Source organism: Streptomyces sp. NBC_01451 (assembly GCF_036227485.1).
Taxonomy (GTDB): Bacteria; Actinomycetota; Actinomycetes; order Streptomycetales; family Streptomycetaceae; genus Streptomyces.
This window is the reverse complement of the sequence record NZ_CP109479.1, coordinates 1,481,537-1,507,257: the sequence shown is the minus strand read 5'-3', so window position 1 is coordinate 1,507,257 and position 25,721 is coordinate 1,481,537. Positions and strand designations below refer to the sequence as shown.

The following is a 25,721-nucleotide window of genomic DNA, read 5'->3' as shown; positions in this document are numbered from 1 at the left end:
CTCCCCGCTGTTCACCGACGCGCATGGCCCATGCGTGGCACACACAGGGGGTAACCACCATGACCGACTCACCCGTCGCACTCGTCACCGGCGGCGCCAGCGGCATCGGCGCGGCCGTCGCGCGGCAGCTGCTGGACGCCGGCCACCGGGTCACCGTCACCGGCCGGGGCGAGCAGCGGCTGACCGACTTCGCCGAGGAACTCGGGCGCCCCGAAGGCCTGTTGACGATTCCCGGCAACGCTGCCGAGTACGACCAGGTCCGTGGCGCCGTCGAGACCACGCTGAAGGAGTTCGGGCGGCTGGACACGGTCGTCGCCAACGCCGGGTTCGCCACCCACGACACGGTCGCCGACGGCGACCCGGCGGGCTGGCCGGAGATGGTGCTGACCAACGTCCTCGGGCCCGCGCTGCTCATCAGGGCCTCGATCGACGCGCTGAAGGAGACCCGGGGCCGGATCGTGCTGGTCGGCAGCGTCGCCGGGTTCGTCCACACGCCGGGCAACATCTACGGGGCGACCAAGTGGGCGGTGACCGGCCTCGCCGAGAACACCCGCCGCCAGGTCACGGAGTTCGGGGTCGGCGTGACGCTGGTGGCCCCCGGGCGGGTCGAGACCCCCTTCTGGGACAGCTACGGCAGCCTGCCCCCGGGCCGGCTGCTGACGGCCGACCAGCTGGCCGACTCGATCGTCTGGGCGATCCGGCAGCCGGAGGGGGTCGACGTCAACACCGTGGTCGTACGGCCGACAGGGCAGCCCAACTGATCTGCGCGCGGCCCGAGTTGCCTGCCCGGGACCCCCGGGCAGGCAACTCGTCGTCCTGGTGTCCCGTCGGCCCGGGCTCAGTTGTCGCGGATGAACTGCTTGGCCAGCCGATCACCCAGGGAGACCGCAGCGCTGTGGCTCTCCAGGGGTGAGACCTGCGAGTTCTTGAACAGGATGTACGTCACGCCGGAGTCGGTGCCGCCGCTCTCCGGGTCGGGATCGATGCCGAGTGCCTTAGCGGTGGCGTACGACGCCTCGCCGATGATCTTCGTGGGTCCGGTGTCGCCGACGACCGCGTACTCGACCTTGTTGTTGTAGATCACGGCGACCACGCCACCGCCCTTGATGCCGGCGCCGGCGTAGTTCCAGATGCCGCTGGAGCTGGGCACGACGACGTACGGCAGGGAATCGGCCTTGAGCGGCTTGCCGTTGGACTGGTGGAACGCCGTGTCGTCCTGGTACCAGGGGTCGGTGTTCTCGTTGCACTTCGACGTGCGCTGGCCGTCGCAGTCGATGTCCATGTCGGCCTTCCAGAACACGGCTCCGTTCTTGCCGCACACGGGGATCGAGGCCGAGGTCTCCTCGTCGGTCCGGTACTTGCCGTTGGAGAGCTGGGAACAGGACGTCACCCTGGCGAGCAGGTCGGCCGCGCTGACCGAGCCCTCCTTGGTGGACGCGGGCCGGGGCGTGCCGGAGGCGTACGAGGGGATCGCGGCGGTGGCGAGCATGGCCGCGCCGGCGGCCGCGGTGAGGGTCAGTGTTCGAGAGCGCACTGTGGGGGGACCCTTCTGTTAGGAAAGTTTCCTTACCGGGTGCGATCCAAGGTGGACCTGTTTGCATGGCTGCGTCAACCCTGCCGACCGGGGTTCGACGCGGCCCGGTTGCCTTTGTTCCATGGCGAGTTGGACGCGGCGGAGGCCGGGCGGGAGCCGGCGCGGGGTGGGGCGGCGGGTCGGTTCAGGGGGAGTGCGGGTGGTGGCAGCGGTGCGCGTGGGGTGTCGTGCGCCCGGGGTGTGGGGCAGGGGCGGCCGTTCGGGGCGAGCAGCGGGGACGGCCGGCCGACTGACCTCCCGGCCGGCCGAATGTCCGGGTCACGACGGCGCAGAACCTGCCTGGGGGTAAACGGAACGCCCCGGATCCGCGACCGGAATCGGCGCGGACCGGGGCGTTGCCGTGGTCGTCGTCAGCCGGCCTCGAAGGTGGCCGGGTCCGGGCCCAGTCGGCGGCCCTCGTTCAGCGCGCTGATCGCCGCGAGGTCCTCCGCGTCCAGGCTGAAGTCGAAGACCTCGATGTTCTCCTTGATCCGCGAAGGCGTCACGGACTTGGGGATCACCACGTTGCCGAGCTGGAGGTGCCAGCGCAGGACGACCTGGGCCGGCGTGCGGTCGTGCTTGCGGGCGACGGCCACGATCGCCGGTACCTCCAGCAGACCCCTGCCGGAGCCCAGCGGGGACCATGCCTCCGTGACGATGCCGTGCTCCGCGTGGTACTCGCGGGACTCGTTCTGCTGGAGATGCGGGTGCAGCTCGATCTGGTTGACCGCCGGGACGACGGACGTCTCGGCGAGGAGCCGGTCGAGGTGGACCGGAAGGAAGTTGGAGACTCCGACGGTCCGGGCGCGGCCGTCGGCGGCGAGCTTCTCGAACGCCTTGTACGTGTCGACGTACGCGCCCTTGGCCGGCTGCGGCCAGTGGATCAGATACAGGTCGACGTACTCCAGGCCGAGCTTCGCCAGGGAGGTGTCGAAGGCGCGGAGAGTGGATTCGTACCCCTGGTCGCTGTTCCAGAGCTTGGTGGTGACGAAGAGCTCCTCGCGGGGGACGCCGGATGCGGCGATGGCCTTCCCGGTGCCCTCTTCGTTGCCGTAGATCGCTGCTGTGTCGATGCTGCGGTACCCGCTCTCCAGCGCGGTGGTGACCGCCTGCTCCGCCTCGTCGTCAGGCACCTGCCAGACGCCGAAACCCAGCTGGGGCATCTCGACGCCGTTGTTCAGGGTGATCGGGGGGACCTTGCTGCTCACGAGCTCTCGATCCTTCAGTCGTCGGTTGGGTACTCCCATCGTCAACGAGCGGGGGCCGTGCCGCATTCCTGGTCGTCGACCTCGTGCGCTTTCCCGCAGATTGGCCGAAAACACCTTCGGCGGTCCGCGTGCATTGGTACGGACTATTGACCGCGCGCCGTCAAGCGGCGACTCTGTATCCCGCCGCGAATCGTGATGATGAATGTCGTTCACATATGTGGCTCCGTGTCGGTAGATCCAGCCCCCCATGTAGATCCAGCCCCCCATGCTGAGGTGGTCCCACCATGAACACATCCAGGCGAACCCTGCTCGGCGCCGCACTCGGCGGAGCGGCCGGAGCGGCCGTCGGAGTCCCCGCCCTCGCCGTCCCGGCCCACGCCGCCTCCTGGCAGCAGAAGTGGGCCCCCTCCGCGAGCGGCGCCGGGCTCGGCGCCTTCGAGACCATCGAGGACGACCGCGCCGACTCCCACACCGCCGGACAGCCGCACATCTTCGCCACCGGCAACAACTGGCGCTTCAACATGCACACCGGCGACCGCGACACCTCGACCGACCGGCAGCGCCAGGAGGTCACCGGGCTGCGCAACGGCAGCGGCGGCGACTACCTCAAGTGGACCGAGGGGCAGACCTGGCGGGTCACGTACTCGATGTACATCCCCAGCTCCCTCAAGGCGACGACCACCTTCACCCACATCATGCAGATGAAGCAGCCCGGCGCAGGCACTTCGCCGATCGTCGTGCAGTCGCTGCGCCGGGTGAACGGCGTACAGACCATCGAACTCAAGCTGCCCTTCGACGACATCCTCGTCGGCCGTACGAACCTCGAACCGCTCCACGACAGGTGGACGGACGTCGACTTCCAGATCAAGGTCGGCAACGGCGGCGCGGGAACGGTCCGTTGGATCCTCCGGAGCGGCTCGACAACCGTCGTCGACGCCTCACGCACCGGCGTCGACACCTTCCTCGCCGACCGCGTACGCCCCAAGTGGGGCATCTACCGTTCCCTGGGCGACACTTCGGGCTCGCTCCAGGACTGCCACCTGCTGCTCACGAACCTGCGCGGCTACCAACTCGTCTGACGGCGGCGGCCGTCAGGCCTGGTACAGCGCCTCGACCTCCTTCACATACGCGTCCTCGATCGCCTTGCGCTTCAGCTTCAGGGACGGGGTCAGCAGGCCGTGTTCCTCGGTGAACGGCTGGGCCAGGATGCGGAACGTACGGATCGACTCGGCCTTGGAGACCAGGGTGTTCGCGGCGACCACCGCACGCCGTACCTCCTTCTCCAGGTCCGGGTCGCTCACCAGTTCCGTCGAGGTCAGCTGCGGCTTGCCGCGCATGGTGAGCCAGTGCTCGACCGCCTCCCGGTCCAGGGTGACAAGGGCCGCGATGTACGGACGGTCGTTGCCGACCACGATGCACTGGGCGACCAGGGGATGATCCCGGACGCGCTCCTCCAGGCCGCCGGGGACGACGCTCTTGCCGCCCGAGGTCACCAGGATCTCCTTCTTGCGGCCGGTGATCGTGAGGAAACCGTCCTCGTCGAGGGAGCCCAGGTCGCCGGTGGCCAGCCAGCCGTCGTGCAGGGTCGCGTCCGTCGCCTTCTGGTTGTTCAGATAGCCCTGGAAGACGTTGTCGCCGCGCAGCCAGATCTCACCGTCGTCCGCGATGTGCACCGTCGTGCCCGGGATGGCCTGGCCGACCGTGCCGTACCGGGTGCGCTCGGGCGGGTTCGCGGTGGCCGCGGCCGTCGTCTCCGTCAGGCCGTACCCCTCGTATATGTGGACGCCCGCGCCCGCGAAGAACAGGCCGAGCCGCCGGTCCATACCCGAACCGCCCGTCATGGCGTGCCGTACGCGCCCGCCCATCGCCGCCCGGATCTTGGAGTACACGAGCTTCTCGAAGAGCTGGTGCTGCATCCGCAGGCCCGCCGACGGGCCGGGGCCCAGGTCCCAGGCCTTCTCCTCCGTGGCCTCCGCGTACCGCACCGCGACCTCGACGGCCTTCTCGAACGGGCCGTCCCTGCCCTCCCGTTCGGCCTTGCGGCGGGCCGCGTTGAAGACCTTCTCGAAGATGTACGGCACGCCGAGGAAGAACGTCGGCCGGAACGCGGCGAGGTCGGGCAGCAGGGCCGCCGCGTTGAGCTGCGGCTGGTGGCCGAAACGGACCCCGCCGCGGATCGCGGCCACCTGCACCATCCGGCCGAAGACATGCGCGAGGGGGAGGAAGAGGAGGGTCGCCGCCTCGTCGCCCTTCCTGGAGTGGAACACCGGCTCCCAGCGTTCGATGACGGTGTCCGCCTCGAACATGAAGTTCGCGTGGGTGATGACACAGCCCTTGGGGCGGCCCGTGGTGCCGGAGGTGTAGATGATCGTCGCGGTCGACTCGGGCATGACCGCGAGCCGGTGCCGGTGCACCACGTCGTCGTCGAGGTGCGCACCCGCCTCGTACAGCTCCTGCACGACACCGACGTCGAGCTGCCACAGCCGGCGCAGCTCGGGCAGCCGGTCGATGACCGTGGCGATGGTCATCGCGTGGTCCTCGTGCTCCACCATCGCCGCCGTCACCTCGGCGTCGTACAGCATCCAGAAGACCTGCTCGGCCGACGACGTCGGATAGACCGGCACCACCTGCGCGCCGATCGTCCACAGCGCGTAGTCGAAGAGCGTCCACTCGTAGCGCGTACGGGACATGATCGCGACCCGGTCCCCGAAGCGGATGCCCTGCGAGAGCAGGCCCTTGGCGAGGGCGAGGACCTCGTCACGGAACTCGCTCGCGGTCACGTCCCGCCACTGGCCGGCCTCGTCCTTGCGCCCGAGCGAGACATGGAGGGGGTCCTCCTGGGCACGTTCGAACACCACGTCGGCCAGTCCGCCCACGGGCGGTGCCAACGCCAACGGAGGGTTGGTGAATTCGCGCAAACCCGCTCCTAGTGACGCTTTGCACAGCGCCGTGAAAGCTACCCCACGCCTTCACATCGCGGGAGGGGTTCCAAGCCGAGCGGTGTTCAGCTTCGGCGCCGTCCCGGGGCGGAATATGCGTCTGTATGGGTAGCGGGCGGACAGAACCCCCTCCGCCGGAGAAGATCTCGGTCGGGTAATCTCCACGGAATCCGACCGACCCGCTCACCGCCCGCGCCAGGCCTCTTGGGACTGTCTTTAAGGTTTCGTGGCCGGCCGTCAGAGCCGGTGCAGCCGGTCCCCGCTCGTCAGGATCGCCGCCGCCAGCGCGTCCGCCGCGCTCTCGGCGGACGTACGCCGGTGCCCGTGGACCAGGACGAAATCGACCCGGCCCAGCTCCGGCAGCCCGGCGCGGTCGGGCACCTGGACCAGACCGGGCGGGACCATCCCGCGCGAGTGGGCCATCACACCGAGGCCCGCCCGGGCCGCCGCGATCAGGCCGTTGAGGCTGCCGCTGGTGCACACGACGCGCCACGCCCGGCCCTGCCGCTCCAGGGCCTCCATGGCGAGGGCGCGGGTGATGCCCGGCGGCGGGTACACGATCAGGGGTACCGGGCGGTCGGGGTCCAGCCGGAGCCGTTCCGCGCCGATCCACACCAGCTCGTCGTGCCAGACCGGCTCGCCGCGCGGGTCCTCGGGGCGCCGCTTGGCGAGGACGAGGTCCAGTTTCCCGGCGGCCAGCTGCTCGTGCAGGGTGCCCGACAGCTCGACCGTCAGCTCCAGATCGACCTCGGGGTGGTCGTGGCGGAAGGCCTCCAGGATCTCCGGCAACCGGGTCAGCACGAAGTCCTCGGACGCGCCGAACCGCAGCCGGCCGCGCAGCCGCGTACCCGTGAAGAACGCCGTCGCCTGCTCGTGGACCTCCATGATGCGGCGGGCGAAGCCGAGCATCACCTCGCCGTCCTCGGTCAGCTCCACGGAGTGCGTGTCCCGGGAGAACAGTTGCCGGCCGGCCGCGTCCTCCAGGCGCCGGACGTGCTGGCTGACCGTCGACTGCCGCAGCCCGAGCCGGCGGGCGGCCTGCGTGAAACTGAGCGTCTGGGCCACGGTCAGGAAGGTCCGCAGATGAGAGGGGTCGTACACGCGTCCACGCTACCCCGTTATCGCAGAACGCGATGACAGTCAGAGCGGTGTACGGGATTCCCGATCACGGACCGGAGGAGGACGATGGAAAGGGCACGACCGTCCCGTACCTGAGTAGTGGAGCACCGTGAAACGCCTGAAGTGGCCGAGCTGGATGCCGATCGACCCCTACATCCTGCTGCTGCTCGCAACGGTGGGTCTCGCGGCCCTCCTCCCGGCGCGCGGGACGGGCGCCGACGTCGCCTCGGGCGCCTCCACGGCGGCCATCGCCTTTCTCTTCTTCCTCTACGGCGCCCGACTCTCCACCCGCGAGGCACTGGCGGGGCTGAAGCACTGGCGGCTGCACACCACGGTCCTCGCCTGCACGTTCGTCGTCTTCCCGCTGCTCGGCCTGGCCGCCCGCGGACTCGAACCGGTGTTCCTGACCCACGACCTCTACACCGGTCTGCTCTTCCTCACCCTCGTCCCGTCCACGATCCAGTCGTCGATCGCCTTCACCTCGATGGCCCGGGGCAACGTGCCCGCCGCGATCTGCGCGGGCTCCTTCTCCTCCGTTGTCGGCATCGTCGTCACCCCGCTGCTCGCGGCCACACTGCTCGGCAGCACCGGCGGCGGCTTCTCGCTCGACTCGCTCGTCGAGATCGTGCTCCAGCTGCTGGTGCCATTCCTCGCCGGACAGGTGCTCAGGCGCTGGATCGGCACGTTCGTCACCCGGCACAAGAAGGTGCTGGGGCTGGTCGACCGCGGCTCGATCCTCCTCGTCGTCTACACCGCGTTCAGCGAGGGCATGGTCGAGGGCATCTGGCACCAGGTCGGTCCCGCCCGGCTCGGCGGACTCCTGGTCGTGGAGGCCGTACTGCTCGCGGTGATGCTGGCGCTCACCTGGTACGGGGGCAGGGCGCTCGGCTTCGACCGCGAGGACCGGATCACGATCCAGTTCGCGGGCTCGAAGAAGTCCCTGGCGGCCGGACTGCCCATGGCGAGCGTCCTGTTCGGCGCCCAGGCCTCACTGGCCGTGCTGCCGCTGATGCTCTTCCACCAGATGCAGCTGATGGTGTGCGCGGTGATCGCCAAGCGCCGCTCGCAGGACCCCGTGACGGCCGACCCGCCGGTCACCGGCCGGGACGCGGCCGGACCGCCACGCATGACGGCCGGTACGGCGACGCGTCACCGTTGAGCCGCCCACGGGAACCGGGCCCGGCCACAGCGGCCGGGCCCGGTTCCCGTGGGCGGCGATCCCCGTACGTCGTCAGGGGCGGGTGGGGTGCGAACGGCCCTCGTTCACCTTGTTGAGAGGCAGCCACAGGACCGTGCTGCTCGTGGCCGTCTCCTCGTCCACGGTCGCCGTCATGGCCGCCTTGGACAGTTCCGCGCTGCCCAACGCCCGGTCCCAGACCCGGACGTCGTCGATCGCGCCGCTGAAGTGCTGCAGACTGTCCACCCGTTGCCCGATGTGCACCCCGAACACCGAGTTGCGGCTGACGGATCCGGTCACGTCCGCCACGCTGACCGCCGTACCGTCGACGAAGAGCGTGAACTGGCCGCCGCCACGGCGCAGGGCCGCGAAGTGCCACAGGCCGTCGTTGTAGGTGCCCACCGAGGTCGCGGACGCCGTCCTGACGGCCGACGCGCCGTCCCGGACGGTCATCAGACCCCGGACCCGGTTGGTCGCGGGCTCGGCGCGCAGCCAGACCTGGGGCTGGGTGGAGCCGACCCCGCCCATCCACAGCAGCGGCCGGTCACCCGACGTCGCCGTGGTGCGGAACCACAGGCCCACCGTGAAGTCCTTGGTGCCGAGCGGCAGCCGGTCGCTGTACGGGAGGCGTACGGCGTCGTCCACGCCGTCGAACTCCATCGCCCCGCCGCCGAACACCCCGGTGGTCTGCGTGGCGCCGCCCAGGACGGCGGCCGGGCGGGCGTCCGGGGCCAGGTCACGGGTGGTCGGGTCCGGGCCGCGCGCCGGCGTCAGCCAGTCCTCGCTGAAGCGGGCGAAGCGGATCTCGTCGCGTGCGTCGACGGTGCCGCCCTCGTACATCAGGCCCACCGTCCCGCTGTCGATCTTCACCAGGTCGGAGTAGCCCGACCAGTCCCGGGTGACGACCGTGCCCCGGTCCACGCTGTCCCAGGTGCGCCCGCCGTCGTAGGAGGAGCGGATCATCATCGTCCGGCGCCGGTCGGGATCGCCCGGGCAGGCCAGCAGTATGCGGGCGCCGAGGCCCACCGTGGAGCACTGGACCTGGGGCGCGTAGAGGTCCGGGAGCGCGCGGAAGGGGGTGAGGAAACTGCTGCCGCCGTCCGCGCTGAAGGCCTGGGTGCGGTGTCCCAGATCCGTGCCGTCCTGCTCCCGGCCGCTGACCAGGATCACCCCGTCCGAGCGCTCCGTGAGCGTCACCTCGGACGGTTTCTGCCGGAAGGTGCCGTCCGCCGCGATCGGCCAGGTGTCCGTGGCGCCGGCCCTCCAGTGGTCGCCGCCGTCGTCGCTGATGATCAGCGCGGCATGGTTGGCACTGATCCGGCTGCCGTCCCACGTCTCGGTGTTGACGCCGAAGACGAGCCGGCCCGCGTGCTCGCCCCGGGTGAGCTGGATGCCGTGCACGGGGCCCGTCGCATACCAGGAGTTCCACTCGGGCGGCATGATCTCGGCGCTCAGGTCGCGAGGCTCGGACCAGGTCAGCCCGTCGTCGTCGCTGTACTGCAGATGGGGAGTGCGGTCGCACGGCACCGGGCAGTTGCCGCCGCCGTGGCCCGTGTTCCAGCTCTCCGCGAGGAGGATGCGGCCGGTCTCCCGGTCCACGATCGGCGCCGGGTTGCCGTGGGTGTCGACCCCGCCGTCGTCGACCACCTGGACCGGGCCCCAGGTGAGCCCGTCGTCGGTCGACCGCTTGACGACGATATCGATGTCACCGGCGTCCCCGCAGTTGTCCTTCCGTCCCTCGGCGAAGGCCAGCAGCGTTCCCTTCAGGGTCCGGACGATCGCGGGGATCCGGTAGCAGGCGTAACCGGGGTCCTGGGAGGCCCGGAAGAGCACCTGCTGCTCGAACACGGCCGTCTCGGTGGCCTGTCCGGCGCCCGCTGGGCTCGGCATCGCGAGCAGCAGAGCGGCCGTGGTGAACGCGGCCGTGAGGGTGGATCTGAATCGTGCGCGAAGACTTGACGGCATGTACGGCCCTGCCCTTCAACGTCTGGACTTCATGCGTCTGGACTTCAGAGTTCGTGACTTCAGAGGTCTGGACATCTGAACAATCGGGCATCCGAAAATCTGGACATCCTACGTCCAACGTGCGCGCATCAGACGGTAGTTGGATGCTCAGCCGCCCCACAAGAACCGTGTGTCAGGGGATCAGGACAACCTTGCCGAGGTTGGTCCGGGACTCGATGACCCGGTGTGCGCCGGCCGCGTCCGCCAGCGCGAACTCCCCGTGCACCACCGGTCGTACGGCTCCTTCGGTGAACTGCCGCCACAGCTCGCGGCGTCACCGCTCGTACAACTCGGGTTGTTCCCTGGCTATTCGGCGCAGCTGGAAGCCGGTGACGGTCGTGGCGCCCACCAGCGGGTCGTACGCCCGGACCGTGCCGCCGCCCGAGCTGTACGCGACGAGCCGGCCACCGGGAGCGAGGGCGGCCGGCGCGGGGGCGAGCGACGCGCCGCCGACCGCGTCCAGGACGTGGTCGGCGGAGGCGAACCCGTCCTGCTGTCCCATCAGGTCGTACGGGACGACCTCGTCGGCTCCGAGGGAGCGCACGAAGCCGGCCCTGGCCCGGTCCGAGACGGCGCCGACGAACCGGGACGCGCCGCGGGTCCGGGCGAGCCGCACTGCGAGGTGTCCGACGCCGCTCGGCGCCCCCGTGATCAGCGCTGTTTCGCCCGGCGCGGGGCGGGCCGCGGACAGGGCGCCCAGGGCGACCGGCCCGCTGCGGACGACCGCGACCGCGTCCATCGGCGAGACGCCGCCGGGCACCGGGGAGGCCATGGCTTCCTGGAGCACCGCGAAGTCGGCGTAGCCGTGGCCGAAACAGAGCCCGGTCACGCGGTCGCCCGGTCGGAAGCCGGTCACTCCGGCGCCCACCGTCACGACCTCCCCGGCGATCTCGCCGCCGAGCGGTACCGGTTCGGCGGCCTCGGTCACCTTGCGGACGACGGGGAGGGTGACGCCGATCGCCTCGCGGTGCACGGGGAGCTCACCGGGCCCGGGCTCGGGCACGGGGGTCTCTTCCAGGCACAGGGGACCACCCCTGTGCCCGTACCGAACACGGCGCATCCGCACCTCCTACCTCGCACTCCGAGAAACCGTTGGGAGTCCCAACGATAAACGTATAACCATTGGGAGGTCCAATGATTATTGGTTAGTCTTTCCGCATGTCTGTCGAACTTCGTTCCATACGCGTCCTCCCCAGCTGGATCCTGGGGAGGGCAGCCGACCGCGGGCGGGCGCTGGTCGCCGCCGCGCTGGCCCATGAGGGGCTGAAGATGTGGCATCACGTGGTGCTCTCCGCCGTCGCGGAGCTGGGCCCGGTCGCGCAGGCCGAACTGGTGCGCGGGGTGGGGCTCGACGCCAAGGACATGGTCGGCGTCCTCAACGACCTTGAGGGCGCCTCACTGGTGGTGCGCGCACCCGACCCGCACGACCGGCGCAAGAACGCGGTGACGGTCACGGCGGAGGGGCGGCGGCTGCTGGCCCGCTGCGAGCGGGCCGCGCGCAAGGCCAACGACGAACTGCTGGCGCCGCTCACGGCCGTGGAACGCGACCTGTTCATGGGCCTGCTCACCCGGGTTTCGGGTACGACCTAGCGGCAGGCAGGCAGGCAGGCAGGTAGAGGCGGGGCCCCACCGGCGCAGGGGGCGCTCCCCGCCGTTCGGGGCCCCGCCGCCGTGCCGCGGGGAAGCCGGTCAGCCCTGGGAGGCCGTGGCCCGCAGGGCGATCCGGTCCTCGCCCGCGTACACGTTCATGTTGGCGCCCCGGAGGAACCCCACCAGGGTCAGCCCCGACTCGGCCGCCAGGTCGACGGCGAGCGACGAGGGCGCCGAGACGGCCGCCAGCACCGGAATCCCGGCCATGACCGCCTTCTGCGCCAGCTCGAACGAGGCCCGGCCGGAGACCAGCAGGATCACGCGGGACAAGGGGAGATCGCCGTTCTGGAGTGCCCGGCCGACCAGCTTGTCGACCGCGTTGTGCCGGCCCACGTCCTCGCGGATGTCGATCAGCTCGCCCTCCTCCGTGAACAGGGCCGCCGCGTGCAGACCCCCGGTCCGGTCGAAGACCCGCTGGGACGCGCGGAGCCGGTCGGGGAGGCTCGCGAGCAGTTCGGGTGACAGCCGGACCGGGGGAGAGTCGGCGCCGTCGTCGATGGGCCGGCGGGCCGTCGTACGGACCGCGTCCAGACTCGCCTTGCCGCACAGGCCGCACGAGGACGTCGTGTACACGTTCCGCTCCAGCGTGATGTCGGGCAGCGTCACGTCCGGGGCCGTCCGCACATCCACCACGTTGTAGGTGTTCGAGCCGTCCTCCGTCGCGCCCGCGCAGTACACGATGTTCTGGAGCTCGCGCCGCTCGGCCAGCACGCCCTCGCTCACCAGGAAGCCGGCCGCGAGCGCGAAGTCGTCCCCCGGCGTCCGCATGGTGATGGCGATCGGCTTGCCGTTCAGCCGGATCTCCATGGGTTCCTCGGCGACGAGTGTGTCCGGGCGGGTGGAGATCGCTCCATCCCTGATCCGGATCACCTTGCGTCGTTCCGTGACTCGTCCCATGTTCTGATCAGCCCCGGTTCTGTACGTGCTGGTGGATGACCTTCTCGTTCTCATTGTCCTGCACGCGCGAGGTGGCCCCGCGTCCCACGGAGTCCTGTTGTCGCGAGGAAAAAAGGTTGACGACATATTGTCTACAGTATGTAGGTTGGCTCGGCAAGGGTCGTGGCGCAGGCGGGAAAGAGGGGCCCATGGCGCGGAAGCGGCTCACCGGGTGGCGGGATGCCGTTCGTCCGCTCCGAACGACCGTTCGGCGCAGCCCGGATACCGTTCACCGCATACGGTCGGCGAGTTCGACCGGCCGCCTTCCCAACCGCGCGGCCGGTTCCTATCGTCCGGGATCATGAGTCCCCCCATCGCATCCCCCGGCTGGAGCCGCTGGCTCGTACCCCCCGCCGCCCTCTCGGTCCACCTCTCCATCGGTCAGGCCTACGCCTGGAGCGTCTTCAAGCCGCCGCTGGAATCCGCGCTCGGCCTCAGCGGCACCCAGAGTGCGCTGCCCTTCCAGCTCGGCATCGTCATGCTCGGCCTGTCCGCCGCGTTCGGCGGCACCCTCGTCGAGCGCAACGGGCCGCGCTGGGCCATGACCGTCGCCCTGGTCTGCTTCTCCTCCGGCTTCCTGCTCGCCTCGCTCGGCGCCGCCACCGAGCAGTACTGGCTGATCGTCTTCGGCTACGGCTTCGTCGGCGGCATCGGGCTCGGCATCGGCTACATCTCGCCCGTCTCCACCCTGATCAAGTGGTTCCCGGACCGGCCCGGCATGGCCACCGGCATCGCGATCATGGGCTTCGGCGGCGGCGCGCTCATCGCCTCGCCCTGGTCGGCGCAGATGCTGGAGTCGTTCGGCTCCGACAGCTCGGGTATCGCGCTCGCCTTCCTCGTGCACGGACTGTCGTACGCCGTGTTCATGTCGCTCGGAGTGCTCCTGGTCCGGGTGCCGCGCAGTGCGGAACCCGCGGCCGGCGGAGCGAGCGGGCCGAGTTCCCTCTCGGGCGTGCAGGTCTCCGCGCGCAGTGCCGTGCGGACCCCCCAGTTCTGGTGCCTGTGGGTCATCCTCTGCATGAACGTGACCGCGGGCATCGGCATCCTGGAGAAGGCCGCGCCGATGATCAAGGACTTCTTCGCGGACAGCTCCACCCCGGTCTCGGTGTCGGCGGCGGCCGGTTTCGTCGCGCTGCTGTCGGCGGCCAACATGGCGGGCCGGATCGGCTGGTCGTCCACCTCCGACCTGATCGGCCGCAAGAACATCTACCGCGTCTACCTGGGCGTGGGCGCCCTGATGTACGCGTCGATCGCCTGGTTCGGGGACTCCTCCAAGCCGCTGTTCATCCTGTGCGCCCTGGTGATCCTCTCCTTCTACGGCGGCGGCTTCGCCACCATCCCCGCCTATCTGAAGGACCTCTTCGGCACCTACCAGGTCGGCGCGATCCACGGGCGGCTGCTCACCGCCTGGTCCACGGCCGGTGTCCTCGGCCCGCTGATCGTCAACTGGATCGCCGACCGGCAGGAGGAGGCCGGCAAGCACGGCTCGGCCCTCTACGGACTGTCGTTCTACATCATGATCGGACTGCTCGCCGTCGGCTTCGTCGCCAACGAACTCGTCCGCCCCGTCGACCCCCGCCACCACATCCCCGCACCGAAGGAGGCCGCCGATGTCCAGCGAGAGCCGTCCGTCTGAGAGCGCGGGCCCGCCGCCCGACCGCAGGCCCCTGATCGCCTTCGCCTGGCTGTGGGTGGGGGTGCCGCTCTGTTACGGCGTGTACGAGCTGGTGCAGAAGGCGACACAGCTGTTCACGGGGTAGGTGTTCGGGCGCGCCGGCCTCTGATGGAAGCCGACAACCCGGCCGCGTTAATCCTGTGGCATCGCGTGCCGTCGTACTGGTGAGTCACTGATCAGACTGGTGGATCCCGCTACCGAAATGCAGCAAGGGGGACCCACCCATGAACGGCTCGCGCATCGCCGCCGTCGGTCACTACCAGCCCGCCAAGGTGCTCACCAACGAGGATCTGGCGGGTCTGGTCGACACCAGCGACGAGTGGATCAGAAGCCGGGTGGGTATCCGTACGCGCCACATCGCCGGTCCCGACGAGCCCGTTGACGAGCTGGCCGCGCACGCCGCCGCCAAGGCGCTCGCGGCGGCGGGCCTGGCCGCCAGCGACATCGACCTCGTCCTCGTCGCCACCTCGACCGCCATCGACCGCTCCCCGAACATGGCCGCCCGGGTCGCGAACCGGCTCGGCATGCCCTCGCCGGCCACGATGGACCTCAACGTCGTGTGCGCCGGCTTCACGCACGCCCTGGCCACGGCCGACCACGCGGTGCGGGCCGGGGGATCGGCGCGGGCCCTCGTCATCGGTGCCGACAAGATGTCCGAGGTGGCGGACTGGACCGACCGCACGACCTGCGTACTCGTCGGGGACGGTGCGGGCGCGGCGGTCGTCGAGGCCTGTCCGGCGGATACCGCCGGACCCGTCGGCATCGGGCCCGTGCTGTGGGGCTCGGTGCCCGAGATGGGGAACGCGGTACGGATCGAGGGCACACCCCCGCGGTTCGCACAGGAGGGGCAGAGCGTCTACCGCTGGGCCACCACCCAGCTGCCGCGCATCGCCCGCCAGGCCTGCGAGCGCGCGGGCGTGGCCCCCGAGGAACTGGCCGCCGTCGTCCTGCACCAGGCCAACCTGCGCATCATCGAACCGCTGGCGGCGAAGATCGGCGCGGTGAACGCCGTCGTGGCACGCGATGTCGTCGAGTCCGGCAACACCTCGGCCGCCAGCATCCCGCTCGCCTTCTCGAAGCTGGTCGAGCGCGGCGAGATCTCCACCGGCGACCCGGTCCTCCTGTTCGGCTTCGGCGGCAACCTCTCGTACGCCGGGCAGGTCGTCCGCTGCCCGTGAGCGGGGCGGGCTCGCGGGCCCACCACGTGCGGGTGGGTCCTGTGCGGCCCACCCGGGCGTCCTTCGTGCCGCCTTCTTCTTTGTCCTCTCAGTGGAAGAAGTAAGCGGCAATCTGTGCCCAACTTCTTCCCAGCCTCGGCAGTCGCTGCTACGTTCCACTCGAAAGCCCGGCGAAGTGGCCGGAAAGAGTGGCCTGTTGGTGCCTGACTAGGCGGGGAGGGGCTTGTGAGACGTATGACCGCTCGACCCGCGAACGCCCACCAGGCCCGGCTGCTGCGCCTGTTGCGTGACGGCGGGCCCAACTCCCGGGCCCAGCTGGGGGACCAGATCGACCTGTCGCGGTCCAAGCTGGCCGTGGAGGTGGACCGGCTCCTGGAGACGGGCCTGGTCGTGGCCGACGGACTCGCCGCCTCACGAGGCGGTCGCCGCTCCCACAACATCCGGCTCGCCCCCGCCCTGCGCTTCCTCGGCGTCGACATCGGCGCGACCTCGATCGACATCGCGGTCACCAACGCCGAACTGGAGGTGCTGGGACACCTCAACCAGCCCATGGACGTACGCGAGGGCCCGGTCGCGGTCTTCGAGCAGGTCCTGTCCATGGCCGCCAAGCTGCGGGCCTCCGGGCTCGCCGAGGGGTTCGACGGCGCCGGCATCGGCGTCCCGGGCCCGGTCCGCTTCCCCGAGGGCGTACCGGTCGCCCCGCCGATCATGCCCGGCTGGGACGGCTTCCCCGTACGGGAGGCACTCAGCCAGGAACTGGGCTGCCCGGTGATGGTCGACAACGACGTGAACCTGATGGCGATGGGGGAGCAGCACGCGGGCGTCGCCCGTTCCGTCGGTGACTTCCTCTGCGTCAAGATCGGCACCGGTATCGGCTGCGGCATCGTCGTCGGCGGCGAGGTCCACCGCGGGGTGACGGGCAGCGCCGGCGACATCGGGCACATCCAGGCGGTGCCCGACGGACGCCCCTGCGCCTGCGGCAACCGGGGCTGCCTGGAAGCCCACTTCAGCGGTGCCGCGCTCGCCCGCGACGCCAAAGAGGCGGCCCAGCAGGGACGTTCGGCGGAACTCGCGGCCCGATGGGAGGCGAGCGGAGCCCTGAGCGCCGTCGACGTCGCCGCCGCCGCTGCCGCCGGGGACGCCACCTCGCTCGACCTGATCCGCGAGGGCGGCAACCGCACCGGCCAGGTCATCGCCGGTCTCGTCAGCTTCTTCAACCCGGGCCTGGTGGTGATCGGCGGCGGGGTGACCGGCCTCGGCCACACCCTGCTCGCCGCCATCAGAACCCAGGTCTACCGCCAGTCGCTGCCACTGGCGACCGGCAACCTGCCCATCGTCCTGGGGGAGTTGGGCCCCACCGCCGGAGTCATCGGCGCGGCCCGCCTCATCAGCGACCACCTGTTCTCACCCGCGTAAGCCGACTCCGTACCCGCGTAAGCCGACTCCGTACCCGCGTAAGCCGACCCCACAACCGCGTCAGCCGACGCCCGTCACCAGCACAGCGCCCTGCTCTGCCCTGCGCACAACGCCTGCCCGGCAGGCGATCCACCCTGCAACCGGCCCGCACGCCCGCCAAGGGGAACCGTCATGGCACCAGAACCACCGCTGCTCAGCATGTCCGGCATCACCAAGTCGTTCCCCGGAGTCCGGGCCCTCGACGGCGTCGACCTCGACGTCCAGGCCGGTGAAGTGCACTGTCTGCTCGGCCAGAACGGCGCCGGGAAGTCCACGCTCATCAAGGTCCTGGCCGGCGCCCACCAGCCCGACGACGGCACGATCAGCTGGCGCGGCGAGCCGGTCACCCTGCGCTCGCCCATCGCCGCCATGCGCCTCGGCATCGCCACCATCTACCAGGAACTCGACCTGGTGGAGCACCTGTCGGTGGCCGAGAACGTCCACCTCGGCCATGAACCCACGGCCGCCGGATTCGTTGTACGGGGAAAGGCGGCCAAGGCGTCGACTGCCGCGCTGCTCAAGCGACTCGGCCATCCGGAAGTGGAACCCGGGCGCCTCGTGGGGGAGTTGTCTGCGGCCCAGCGGCAGATCGTGTCGATGGCGCGGGCCCTCTCCCACGACGTACGGCTGATCGTCATGGACGAACCGTCCGCCGCGCTCGACCCGGAGGAGGTCGACAACCTCTTCCGTATCGTCGGCGACCTGACCGCCGACGGGGTGGCCGTCGTCTACATCTCGCACCGGCTGGAGGAGATCCGCCGCATCGGCGACCGCGTGACCGTCCTGAAGGACGGTCGGGCGGTCGCGGGAGGACTCCCCGCCGAGTCCACACCGACCCGCGAGGTCGTCGCCCTGATGACCGGCCGCAACGTCGAGTACGTCTTCCCGGAGCGCCGCGCGGCACCGGAGGACGCGGGCGGCGCACCGGTCCTCGAAGTCCGGGGGCTGGCCAGGGAGGGCGAGTTCGCGCCCGTCGACCTCACTGTGCGCCCCGGCGAGATCGTCGGACTCGCGGGACTCGTCGGGTCGGGGCGCTCGGAGATCCTGGAGACGATCTACGGCGCCCGCAGGCCGACGGCCGGTCAAGTCCTTGTCGACGGTGCGGTGTTGAGGCCCGGCAGCGTACGGGCCGCAGTGCGCGCCGGGCTCGGGCTCGCCCCCGAGGAACGCAAGGCGCAGGCCCTGCTGATGCTGGAGTCCGTCACCCGCAACGTGTCGGTCTCCTCCATCTCCCGCTTCGCACGCGGCGGTTGGATCGACCGGGGCGCCGAACTGGGCGCCGCCCGCGCCGCCACCCGCGAGCTGTCGCTCCGGCCCGACAATCCTTCCGTACCCGTACGCACCCTCTCCGGCGGCAACCAGCAGAAGGCGGTCCTCGCCCGCTGGCTGCTGCGCGGCTGCCGCGTCCTGCTCCTCGACGAACCCACCCGGGGCGTCGACGTCGGCGCCCGCGCCGAGCTGTACGCGGTGATCCGCCGGCTCGCCGACGAGGGCCTCGCCGTTCTGCTGGTCTCCAGCGAAGTACCCGAGGTCCTCGGCCTCGCCGACCGTGTCCTGGTCCTGCGCGAGGGCCGGGTCGTCCACACGGCACCCGCCCGCGAACTCGACGAACACCGCGTGCTCGACCTCGTGATGGAAGGAGCCCCTGTGGCCAGCACAAGCTCTGCGGCCGGCAGCCCCGTGGCCGGTGAAAGGGGCCCGGCATCATGACGCAGCCCGTGTCCCCGCCGCGCGGCACCACCGACAAGATCCCGTCGACCGGTCAACTCCCCGCCTGGAGAGGTGTGGTGGCCCGCGCCGACATCCGCACCCTCTCCCTCCTCGGTGTCCTCGCCGCCCTGATCGTGGTCGGCGGGATCACCAAGCCCGACGAGTTCCTCGACACCCGCAACCTCCAACTCGTCCTCACCCAGGGCTCGGTGATCGGTGTCGTCACCGTCGGGATGACCTTCGTCATCATGTCGGGCGGCATCGACCTGTCGGTCGGCGCCATCGTCGCCCTCTCCTCGGTGTGGGCGACCACCGTCGCCACCCAGGAGTACGGCTTCGCGGGCATCCTCTTCACCGCCGTGCTCGTCGGAGTGGGCTGCGGACTGGTCAACGGGCTGCTCATCGCGTACGGCGGGATGGTCCCCTTCATCGCCACGCTCGCCATGCTGGCCTCGGCGCGCGGACTCGCCCTCCAGATCACGGACGGCTCGACGCAGATCGTCACGATCGACAGCGTCCTCGACCTCGGCGAGCGCGACGCGTACATCCTCGGCATCCCGCCACTGGTGCTGGTCTTCGCGGTAGTGACGATCATCGGCTGGCTGATCCTGAACCGCACCACCTTCGGCCGCCGCACGGTCGCCGTGGGCGGCAACGCGGAGGCGGCCCGCCTGGCCGGCATCGACGTACGCCGCCAGCGCCTCTACCTCTACCTCCTGTCCGGACTGTGCTGCGGGATCGCCGCCTTTCTTCTGATCATCCTGTCCGGCTCGGGCCAGAACACCAACGGGAACCTGTACGAGCTGGACGCCATCGCCGCCGCGATCATCGGTGGCACCCTGCTCAGCGGGGGTCGCGGCACCATCGTCGGCTCCGTGCTGGGCGTCCTGATCTTCACCACGATCACCAACATCTTCGCCCTGAACAACCTGCAGAGCGATGTGCAGCAGATCGCCAAGGGCGCGATCATCGTCGCCGCCGTGCTCGTCCAGCGCCGTACCGCAAGCACGACCTGAGGGAAGGGTTCACCGCCATGCCTGAGTCGACGCCTCTCACAAGCCGCAGAGGACTGCTCTTCGGAACCGCCGCCGTCGGGGCGGGAGTCCTGCTCGTCGGTTGCACCAGCAACGATCCCGCTGACGAGCCCGCGGCGAACGACGACCAGCCGGCCGCCGCCGACACCCCCGGCAAGGCCGTCACCATCGGCTTCGCCGGACCGCAGGCCGACCACGGCTGGCTCAACGCGATCAACGACAACGCCAAGAGCCGGGCGAAGAAGTACTCGGACGTGACGCTGGAGATCACCGAGGGCTCGAACGACACCGCCGCCCAGATCGGCCAGATCGAAACGCTGATCAACAAGAAGGTCGACGTGCTGGTGATCCTGCCCGCCGACGGCAAGGCGCTCACCCAGGTCGGACTGAAGGCGATGCGCGCCGGCATCCCCGTCGTGAACCTGGACCGGATCTTCAACACCCCGCAGGCGTACCGCTGCTGGATAGGCGGCGACAACTACGGCATGGGCCTCAACGCCGGTCACTACATCGGCGAGCAGCTCAAGGACGTCGACGACGCCAAGGTCATCGAACTCGCGGGTCTCGACAACCTGGAGCTGACCAAGCAGCGCACCCAGGGCTTCGACGACGCCCTGAAGAACTACCCGAACATCAAGAAGGTCGCCCGCCAGGCCGCCGAGTTCACGGTCGAGTCGGGCCAGGCCAAGATGGCCCAACTCCTCCAGGCGCAGTCCAAGTTCGACGCCCTGTGGAACCACGACGACGACCAGGGCGTGGGCGCGCTGCGGGCCATCGAACAGGCCGGCCGCGACGACTTCCTGATGGTCGGCGGCGCGGGCGCCCTCTCCGCCTTCCAGGCCATCAAGCAGGACAACGGTGTCCTGAAGGCGACGGTGCTCTATCCGCCCACCATGGCCGCCTCGGCGATCGACCTGGCACGCGCACTGGGCCAGGGCAAGGGGGTCGGTGGCCTCTCCGAGTTCGAGATCCCGTCCTCCCTGACGCTCTACTCGGCGGTCGTCGACAAGGACAACGTCGACCAGTACATGCCGACGGGCTTCAAGTAGAGGGACCGGGGTCAGGGGCCCGGACCTGGACGGTGAGGCGCACGGTTCGGCCGCGCCCCTTCAGGGGCGCGGGGAACTGCGCGACCGGCCACAACGCACCCGCAGCCGACCCACTGGACCAACCCCCACCACCCGAGGAGGACCTCCGCATGGCACAGCCGCAGGCAGACGCCGACAAGCCGGCCCTGGGCGTCGGCATGGTCGGATACGCGTTCATGGGCGCAGCCCACTCCCAGGGCTGGCGCACCGTTGGCCGCGTCTTCGACCTGCCGACCCGCCCGGTGCTCGCCGCGATCTGCGGCCGTGACGCCGACGCCGTCAAAGCCGCGGCGGACCGCCACGGCTGGGCGGCGGCCGAAACCGACTGGCGTGCCCTGATCGAACGGGACGACGTCGACCTCGTCGACATCTGCACCCCCGGCGACAGCCACGCCGAGATCGCCCTCGCCGCCCTCGCCGCGGGCAAACACGTACTCTGCGAGAAACCCCTCGCGAACACCGTCGACGAAGCCGTGGCGATGACGGCAGCGGCCGAAGAGGCGGAGGGGCGCGGCCAGTTCACCATGGTGGGCTTCAACTACCGTCGGCTGCCCGCCACCGCGCTCGCCCGTTCCATGGTCGCCGAGGGCAGGCTCGGCAACCTGCGGCACGTCCGGGTGACGTACCTTCAGGACTGGCTGGTGGACCCGGAGTTCCCGCTCACCTGGCGGCTGCGCAAGGAGACGGCCGGGTCGGGAGCGCTCGGCGACCTGGGCGCCCACATCGTCGACCTAGCCCAGTACCTCGTGGGCGAACCCCTCGCCGGAGTCTCCGCCCTCACCGAAACCTTCGTACGGCAGCGCCCGTTGCCCGGCGGTCCGACCAGCGGTCTGACCGCCACCGCGACCGCCGGCACCGGACAGGTCACCGTGGACGACGCCGCCGTCTTCACCGGCCGCTTCGCCTCCGGCGCCCTCGCCTCCTTCGAGGCCACCCGGTACGCGACCGGCCGCAAGAACGCCCTGCGGATCGAACTCAACGGCGAACGCGGCTCGTTGGCCTTCGACCTGGAACGCCTCAACGAGCTCGCCTACCACGACGGCACCGAACCCGGCACGCACGCGGGCTTCCGCCGCATCCTCGTCACCGAACCCGACCACCCCTACCTGGACGCCTGGTGGCCGCCGGGCCACGGCCTCGGCTACGAGCACTCCTTCGTCCACCAGGCCCGCGATCTCGTCCTCGCGATCGCGGAGGGCCGCCGGCCCCGGCCGTCCTTCGCGGACGGACTCCAGGTGCAACGCGTCCTGGCGGCCGTGGAGGAGAGCGCGGAGAAGAACTCCGTGTACACACCGGTGTCGGGCTCACCCGCAGCGGTCCCGCCCGTATCGATCTCACCCCTGTCGGACTGAGGAGGCTCGACGAGAATGCCGCGCGACTTCACACTCTTCACCGGCCAGTGGGCCGACCTGCCTCTGGAAGAGGTCTGCCGCCTCGCCCGTGACTTCGGCTACGACGGACTCGAACTCGCCTGCTGGGGCGACCACTTCGAGGTCGACAAAGCCCTCGCGGACCCCTCCTATCTGGAGGGCCGTCACCAACTCCTCGACAAGTACGGCCTCAAGTGCTGGGCGATCTCCAACCACCTGGTCGGCCAGGCCGTCTGCGACGCCATCATCGACGAACGCCACCGGGCGATCCTGCCCGCCCGCATCTGGGGCGACGGCGACGCGGAGGGCGTACGGCAGCGGGCGGCGGCCGAGATCGCCGACACCGCGCGGGCCGCAGCCGCCTTCGGCGTCGACACCGTCATCGGCTTCACCGGCTCCGCGATCTGGCACCTGGTCGCGATGTTCCCGCCCGCCCCCGAGTCGATGATCGACCGCGGCTACCAGGACTTCGCCGACCGCTGGAACCCGGTCCTCGACGTCTTCGACGCCCAGGGCGTGCGGTTCGCGCACGAGGTCCACCCGAGCGAGATCGCCTACGACTACTGGACAACCCAGCGTGCCCTGGAGGCAGTTGACCACAGGCCCGCCTTCGGCCTGAACTTCGACCCCTCGCACTTCGTGTGGCAGGACCTCGACCCGGTCGGCTTCCTGTGGGACTTCCGCGACCGGATCTACCACGTCGACTGCAAGGAGGCCCGCAAGCGGCTCGACGGCCGCAACGGCCGCCTCGGCTCACATCTGCCCTGGGGCGACCCGCGCCGCGGCTGGGACTTCGTGTCGGCCGGCCACGGCGACGTCCCCTGGGAGGACGTCTTCCGCATGCTGCGCTCCATCGACTACCGGGGCCCCGTCTCCGTGGAGTGGGAGGACGCCGGCATGGACCGGCTCCAGGGCGCCCCCGAGGCACTGACCCGCCTCAAGGCGTACGACTTCGACCCGCCGTCGGCCTCGTTCGACGCGGCGTTCGGCAGCAACGACTGAGTCGTTCCTGACTGTTCCGGGGTGACGGCGCACCCCGGCGTATCGCACCCGCAGGTACCACGAGCTCCATTCTGGAGGCATTCGTGCACGCGAAAGACGGCCCCACCCGCACCGCAAGAACCGCGAGTCGCAGACGACACCCCCAAGTCCGCAGAGCGCTCGCCCTGTTCACGGGCGCGCTGCTCGCCGGAGCGTCACTCACCCTGACCGCTCCCCAGGCCGGCGCAGCCGTCGCCGACCCGGCAACAGCCCCCGCTGCGGCTGCCGCCGAGGACTTCCAGCAGGTCACCCTGGCCAAGGGCGAACCGGAGGTCGGCGAGCCCATGTCGCTCGCCGTCCTCCCCGACCGCTCGGTCCTGCACACCTCGCGCGACGGCGAACTCCGCATCACCGACGCCGCCGGAAACACCCGGCTCGCGGGCAAGCTCGACGTCTACTCCCACGACGAAGAAGGCCTCCAAGGCATCGGCGTGGACCCGCAGTTCAGCTCCAACCGCTTCATCTACCTCTACTACGCACCCCCGTTGAACACCCCGGCGGGCGACGCCCCCGAGACGGGCACCGCGGCCGACTTCGCGCCGTTCGACGGCGTCAACCGGCTCTCCCGCTTCGTCCTCGACGCCGACGGCACCCTGAACAAGGCCAGCGAGACGAAGATCCTCGACGTCCCGGCCTCGCGCGGCCTGTGCTGCCATGTCGGCGGCGACATCGACTTCGACGCGGCGGGCAACCTGTACCTGTCGACGGGCGACGACACCAACCCCTTCCAGTCCGACGGCTTCACGCCCATCGACGAGCGCGCGAACCGCAACCCGGCCTTCGACGCCCAGCGTTCGTCCGGCAACACCAACGACCTGCGCGGCAAGATCCTGCGTATCAAGGTCAACGCCGACGGCACGTACGCCGTCCCGGCCGGCAATCTCTTCGCGCCCGGCACGGACAGGACGCGCCCCGAGATCTACGCGATGGGCTTCCGCAACCCGTTCCGCTTCAGCGTCGACAAGGCCACCGGGATCATCTACATCGGCGAGTACGGCCCCGACGCGGGCGCGGCCGATCCGGCCCGAGGCCCCGCTGGCCAGGTCGAGTTCGCCCGTGTCACCGGCCCCGGCAACTTCGGCTGGCCGTACTGCACCGGCGCCAACGACCCCTACGTGGACTACGACTTCGCGACCGGGACATCGGGCGCCGCCTTCGACTGCGCCGCCCCGAAGAACACCTCACCGAACAACACCGGCCTGACCGACCTTCCCCCGGCCCAGGCCGCCTGGATCCCCTACAACGGCCCGTCCGTACCGGAGTTCGGCGACGGCTCCGAGTCACCGATGGGCGGCCCGGTCTACCACTACGACGCCTCGCTCGACTCCCCGGTCAAGTTCCCGGAGGCGTACGACGGCGACTTCTTCGCCGGTGAGTTCGGCCGACGCTGGATCAAGCGGATCACCAGCGACGACAACGGGACCGTCCAGTCCATCAACGACATTCCCTGGACCGGCACCCAGGTGATGGACATGGCCTTCGGGCCGGACGGCGCGCTGTACGTCCTCGACTACGGCATCTCGTGGTTCGGCGGCGACGAACACTCCGCCCTGTACCGCATCGAGAACGCCACCGACGGCCACTCCCCGGTCGCGCAGGCCGCCGCCGACGTCACCTCCGGCCAGGCCCCGCTGAAGGTGAGGTTCTCCTCCGCCGGCACCACCGACCAGGACGGCGACGCCCTCACCTACAGCTGGGACTTCGGCGACGGCGGAACATCCACCGCGGCGAACCCCTCCCACAAGTACAGGAAGAACGGCACGTACACGGCGACGGTGACCGCCAAGGACACCACAGGCCGCACCGGCGGCGCGAGCGTCCAGGTCGTGGTCGGCAACACCGCACCCAAGGTGGTCCTCCAACTCCCGCAGGACGGACAGCTGTTCGCGTTCGGTGACGCGATTCCGTTCAAGGTGAGGGTCACCGACCGCGAGGACGGCCGGGCCATCGACTGCACCAGGGTCCAGGTCACCTTCATCCTCGGCCACGACAGCCACGGCCACCCCCAGACCTCCGCGAACGGCTGCTCCGGCACCATCCAGACCAGCGCCGACGGCGGCCACGACCCGGACGCCAACATCTTCGGGGTCTTCGACGCCCAGTACACCGACCTCGGAGGCGGCGGCCAGGCACCCCTGACCACCCATGACCAGAACGTCGTCCAGCCCGACCACCGCCAGGCCGAGCACTTCAACAACTCCTCCGGTACAGCGGTGAGTTCACGGGAGTCGGCGAACGGCGGCAAGGCGGTCGGCGACATCGACAACGGCGACTGGATCGCCTTCACGCCGTACGTCCTGAGCAACGCCAAGTCGCTCACGGCACGCGTGGCCTCGGCCGGCGCGGGCGGCAGGCTGGAGATCCGCGCGGGTTCCCCGACCGGCAAGGTGCTGGGCCGCACGACCGTCCCGACGACCGGCGGGTGGGACACCTACCAGGACGTCACCGCCACCCTGTCCCACGCCCCGCAGGGCACGACCACGCTCTACCTGGTCTTCAAGGGCGGGGCGAGCGGCGACCTGTACGAGCTGGACGACTTCTCCTTCACCACCGGCTGAGGGGAG

General features: G+C 70.3%; 20 protein-coding genes and 1 pseudogene. 14 read left to right on the top strand and 7 right to left on the bottom strand.

Annotated features, from left to right (window positions below):
- The first annotated feature begins 59 nt into the window (after positions 1-59).
- A complete protein-coding gene (locus OG595_RS06535) occupies positions 60-761 on the top strand; it encodes an SDR family oxidoreductase (protein WP_329268840.1) in 702 nt (233 codons plus the stop codon).
- 77 nt (positions 762-838) lie between these two features.
- Here OG595_RS06535 and OG595_RS06530 read toward each other — a convergent pair whose 3' ends face one another.
- Both OG595_RS06530 and OG595_RS06525 read right to left on the bottom strand, forming a co-directional pair.
- Positions 839-1,534 (bottom strand): glycoside hydrolase family 75 protein, encoded by a 696-nt coding sequence (locus tag OG595_RS06530; RefSeq protein ID WP_329268838.1) that lies wholly within the window; start codon positions 1,532-1,534, stop codon positions 839-841.
- A gap of 410 nt (positions 1,535-1,944) precedes the next feature.
- Positions 1,945-2,781, bottom strand: a complete 837-nt coding sequence (locus OG595_RS06525) for an aldo/keto reductase (protein ID WP_329268836.1) — start codon at positions 2,779-2,781, stop codon at positions 1,945-1,947.
- Positions 2,782-3,065: 284 nt separating this feature from the next.
- Here OG595_RS06525 and OG595_RS06520 point away from each other — a divergent pair, with 284 nt between their 5' ends.
- Positions 3,066-3,860 carry a Tat pathway signal sequence domain protein gene (locus OG595_RS06520; RefSeq protein ID WP_329268834.1) on the top strand — a complete coding sequence of 265 codons (795 nt, stop codon included), beginning with the start codon at positions 3,066-3,068 and terminating at the stop codon, positions 3,858-3,860.
- 12 nt (positions 3,861-3,872) lie between these two features.
- Here OG595_RS06520 and OG595_RS06515 read toward each other — a convergent pair whose 3' ends face one another.
- On the bottom strand, positions 3,873-5,699 hold the full coding sequence (locus tag OG595_RS06515) for an AMP-dependent synthetase/ligase (protein ID WP_329268833.1): 1,827 nt from the start codon (positions 5,697-5,699) through the stop codon (positions 3,873-3,875).
- A gap of 258 nt (positions 5,700-5,957) precedes the next feature.
- The gene (locus tag OG595_RS06510; protein WP_329268831.1) at positions 5,958-6,821 is read right to left on the bottom strand and encodes a LysR substrate-binding domain-containing protein; all 864 of its coding nucleotides are present in this window, start codon (positions 6,819-6,821) and stop codon (positions 5,958-5,960) included.
- A gap of 154 nt (positions 6,822-6,975) precedes the next feature.
- Here OG595_RS06510 and OG595_RS06505 point away from each other — a divergent pair, with 154 nt between their 5' ends.
- Positions 6,976-7,998, top strand: a complete 1,023-nt coding sequence (locus OG595_RS06505; protein WP_329282690.1) for a bile acid:sodium symporter family protein — start codon at positions 6,976-6,978, stop codon at positions 7,996-7,998.
- A 72-nt stretch (positions 7,999-8,070) separates the two neighbouring features.
- Here OG595_RS06505 and OG595_RS06500 read toward each other — a convergent pair whose 3' ends face one another.
- Both OG595_RS06500 and OG595_RS06495 read right to left on the bottom strand, forming a co-directional pair.
- A complete protein-coding gene (locus OG595_RS06500; RefSeq protein WP_329268828.1) occupies positions 8,071-9,981 on the bottom strand; it encodes a sialidase family protein in 1,911 nt (636 codons plus the stop codon).
- Between the two features lie 172 nt (positions 9,982-10,153).
- Positions 10,154-11,080: pseudogene (locus tag OG595_RS06495) on the bottom strand (quinone oxidoreductase family protein).
- Between the two features lie 98 nt (positions 11,081-11,178).
- Here OG595_RS06495 and OG595_RS06490 point away from each other — a divergent pair.
- Positions 11,179-11,610, top strand: a complete 432-nt coding sequence (locus OG595_RS06490; protein ID WP_329268826.1) for a MarR family winged helix-turn-helix transcriptional regulator — start codon at positions 11,179-11,181, stop codon at positions 11,608-11,610.
- A 99-nt stretch (positions 11,611-11,709) separates the two neighbouring features.
- Here OG595_RS06490 and fdhD read toward each other — a convergent pair whose 3' ends face one another.
- Positions 11,710-12,567, bottom strand: coding sequence for a formate dehydrogenase accessory sulfurtransferase FdhD (fdhD, locus tag OG595_RS06485; RefSeq protein WP_329268824.1), 858 nt, complete (start codon positions 12,565-12,567; stop codon positions 11,710-11,712).
- A gap of 340 nt (positions 12,568-12,907) precedes the next feature.
- Here fdhD and OG595_RS06480 point away from each other — a divergent pair, with 340 nt between their 5' ends.
- The 10 genes from OG595_RS06480 (at position 12,908) to OG595_RS06435 (ending at position 25,715) form a co-directional block, all read left to right on the top strand.
- Complete coding sequence (locus OG595_RS06480) at positions 12,908-14,242, top strand: OFA family MFS transporter (protein WP_329268821.1); 1,335 nt, start codon at positions 12,908-12,910, stop codon at positions 14,240-14,242.
- The gene (locus OG595_RS06475; protein ID WP_329268818.1) at positions 14,217-14,366 is read left to right on the top strand and encodes an MFS transporter small subunit; all 150 of its coding nucleotides are present in this window, start codon (positions 14,217-14,219) and stop codon (positions 14,364-14,366) included. Before OG595_RS06480 ends, OG595_RS06475 begins: the two co-directional genes overlap by 26 nt.
- 139 nt (positions 14,367-14,505) lie before the next feature.
- On the top strand, positions 14,506-15,459 hold the full coding sequence (locus OG595_RS06470; RefSeq protein ID WP_329268816.1) for a beta-ketoacyl-ACP synthase III: 954 nt from the start codon (positions 14,506-14,508) through the stop codon (positions 15,457-15,459).
- 234 nt (positions 15,460-15,693) lie between these two features.
- Positions 15,694-16,875 (top strand): ROK family transcriptional regulator, encoded by a 1,182-nt coding sequence (locus OG595_RS06465; RefSeq protein ID WP_329268814.1) that lies wholly within the window; start codon positions 15,694-15,696, stop codon positions 16,873-16,875.
- A 171-nt stretch (positions 16,876-17,046) separates the two neighbouring features.
- The gene (locus OG595_RS06460; protein ID WP_329268812.1) at positions 17,047-18,624 is read left to right on the top strand and encodes a sugar ABC transporter ATP-binding protein; all 1,578 of its coding nucleotides are present in this window, start codon (positions 17,047-17,049) and stop codon (positions 18,622-18,624) included.
- Positions 18,621-19,640 carry an ABC transporter permease gene (locus tag OG595_RS06455; RefSeq protein ID WP_329268810.1) on the top strand — a complete coding sequence of 340 codons (1,020 nt, stop codon included), beginning with the start codon at positions 18,621-18,623 and terminating at the stop codon, positions 19,638-19,640. The genes OG595_RS06460 and OG595_RS06455 overlap by 4 nt, the downstream gene beginning before the upstream one ends.
- A 17-nt stretch (positions 19,641-19,657) precedes the next feature.
- The gene (locus OG595_RS06450; RefSeq protein WP_329268808.1) at positions 19,658-20,707 is read left to right on the top strand and encodes a substrate-binding domain-containing protein; all 1,050 of its coding nucleotides are present in this window, start codon (positions 19,658-19,660) and stop codon (positions 20,705-20,707) included.
- Positions 20,708-20,856: 149 nt separating this feature from the next.
- Positions 20,857-22,098 carry a Gfo/Idh/MocA family protein gene (locus OG595_RS06445; protein WP_329268805.1) on the top strand — a complete coding sequence of 414 codons (1,242 nt, stop codon included), beginning with the start codon at positions 20,857-20,859 and terminating at the stop codon, positions 22,096-22,098.
- Positions 22,099-22,113: 15 nt separating this feature from the next.
- The gene (locus OG595_RS06440) at positions 22,114-23,118 is read left to right on the top strand and encodes a sugar phosphate isomerase/epimerase family protein (RefSeq protein ID WP_329268802.1); all 1,005 of its coding nucleotides are present in this window, start codon (positions 22,114-22,116) and stop codon (positions 23,116-23,118) included.
- 83 nt (positions 23,119-23,201) lie between these two features.
- Complete coding sequence (locus tag OG595_RS06435; protein ID WP_329268800.1) at positions 23,202-25,715, top strand: PQQ-dependent sugar dehydrogenase; 2,514 nt, start codon at positions 23,202-23,204, stop codon at positions 25,713-25,715.
- Positions 25,716-25,721: the final 6 nt, after the last annotated feature.

What these genes read in the sequence shown, in the direction of transcription:
- OG595_RS06520 (WP_329268834.1), top strand. Translation starts at nt 3,066, where the DNA reads ATGAACACATCCAGGCGAACCCTGCTCGGCGCCGCACTCGGCGGAGCG.
- OG595_RS06440 (WP_329268802.1), top strand. Translation starts at nt 22,114, where the DNA reads ATGCCGCGCGACTTCACACTCTTCACCGGCCAGTGGGCCGACCTGCCT.
- OG595_RS06500 (WP_329268828.1), bottom strand. Translation starts at nt 9,981, where the DNA reads ATGCCGTCAAGTCTTCGCGCACGATTCAGATCCACCCTCACGGCCGCG.
- fdhD (WP_329268824.1), bottom strand. Translation starts at nt 12,567, where the DNA reads ATGGGACGAGTCACGGAACGACGCAAGGTGATCCGGATCAGGGATGGA.
- OG595_RS06480 (WP_329268821.1), top strand. Translation starts at nt 12,908, where the DNA reads ATGAGTCCCCCCATCGCATCCCCCGGCTGGAGCCGCTGGCTCGTACCC.
- OG595_RS06505 (WP_329282690.1), top strand. Translation starts at nt 6,976, where the DNA reads ATGCCGATCGACCCCTACATCCTGCTGCTGCTCGCAACGGTGGGTCTC.
- OG595_RS06460 (WP_329268812.1), top strand. Translation starts at nt 17,047, where the DNA reads ATGGCACCAGAACCACCGCTGCTCAGCATGTCCGGCATCACCAAGTCG.
- OG595_RS06465 (WP_329268814.1), top strand. Translation starts at nt 15,694, where the DNA reads ATGACCGCTCGACCCGCGAACGCCCACCAGGCCCGGCTGCTGCGCCTG.
- OG595_RS06450 (WP_329268808.1), top strand. Translation starts at nt 19,658, where the DNA reads ATGCCTGAGTCGACGCCTCTCACAAGCCGCAGAGGACTGCTCTTCGGA.
- OG595_RS06535 (WP_329268840.1), top strand. Translation starts at nt 60, where the DNA reads ATGACCGACTCACCCGTCGCACTCGTCACCGGCGGCGCCAGCGGCATC.
- OG595_RS06455 (WP_329268810.1), top strand. Translation starts at nt 18,621, where the DNA reads ATGACGCAGCCCGTGTCCCCGCCGCGCGGCACCACCGACAAGATCCCG.
- OG595_RS06490 (WP_329268826.1), top strand. Translation starts at nt 11,179, where the DNA reads ATGTCTGTCGAACTTCGTTCCATACGCGTCCTCCCCAGCTGGATCCTG.
- OG595_RS06445 (WP_329268805.1), top strand. Translation starts at nt 20,857, where the DNA reads ATGGCACAGCCGCAGGCAGACGCCGACAAGCCGGCCCTGGGCGTCGGC.
- OG595_RS06470 (WP_329268816.1), top strand. Translation starts at nt 14,506, where the DNA reads ATGAACGGCTCGCGCATCGCCGCCGTCGGTCACTACCAGCCCGCCAAG.
- OG595_RS06475 (WP_329268818.1), top strand. Translation starts at nt 14,217, where the DNA reads ATGTCCAGCGAGAGCCGTCCGTCTGAGAGCGCGGGCCCGCCGCCCGAC.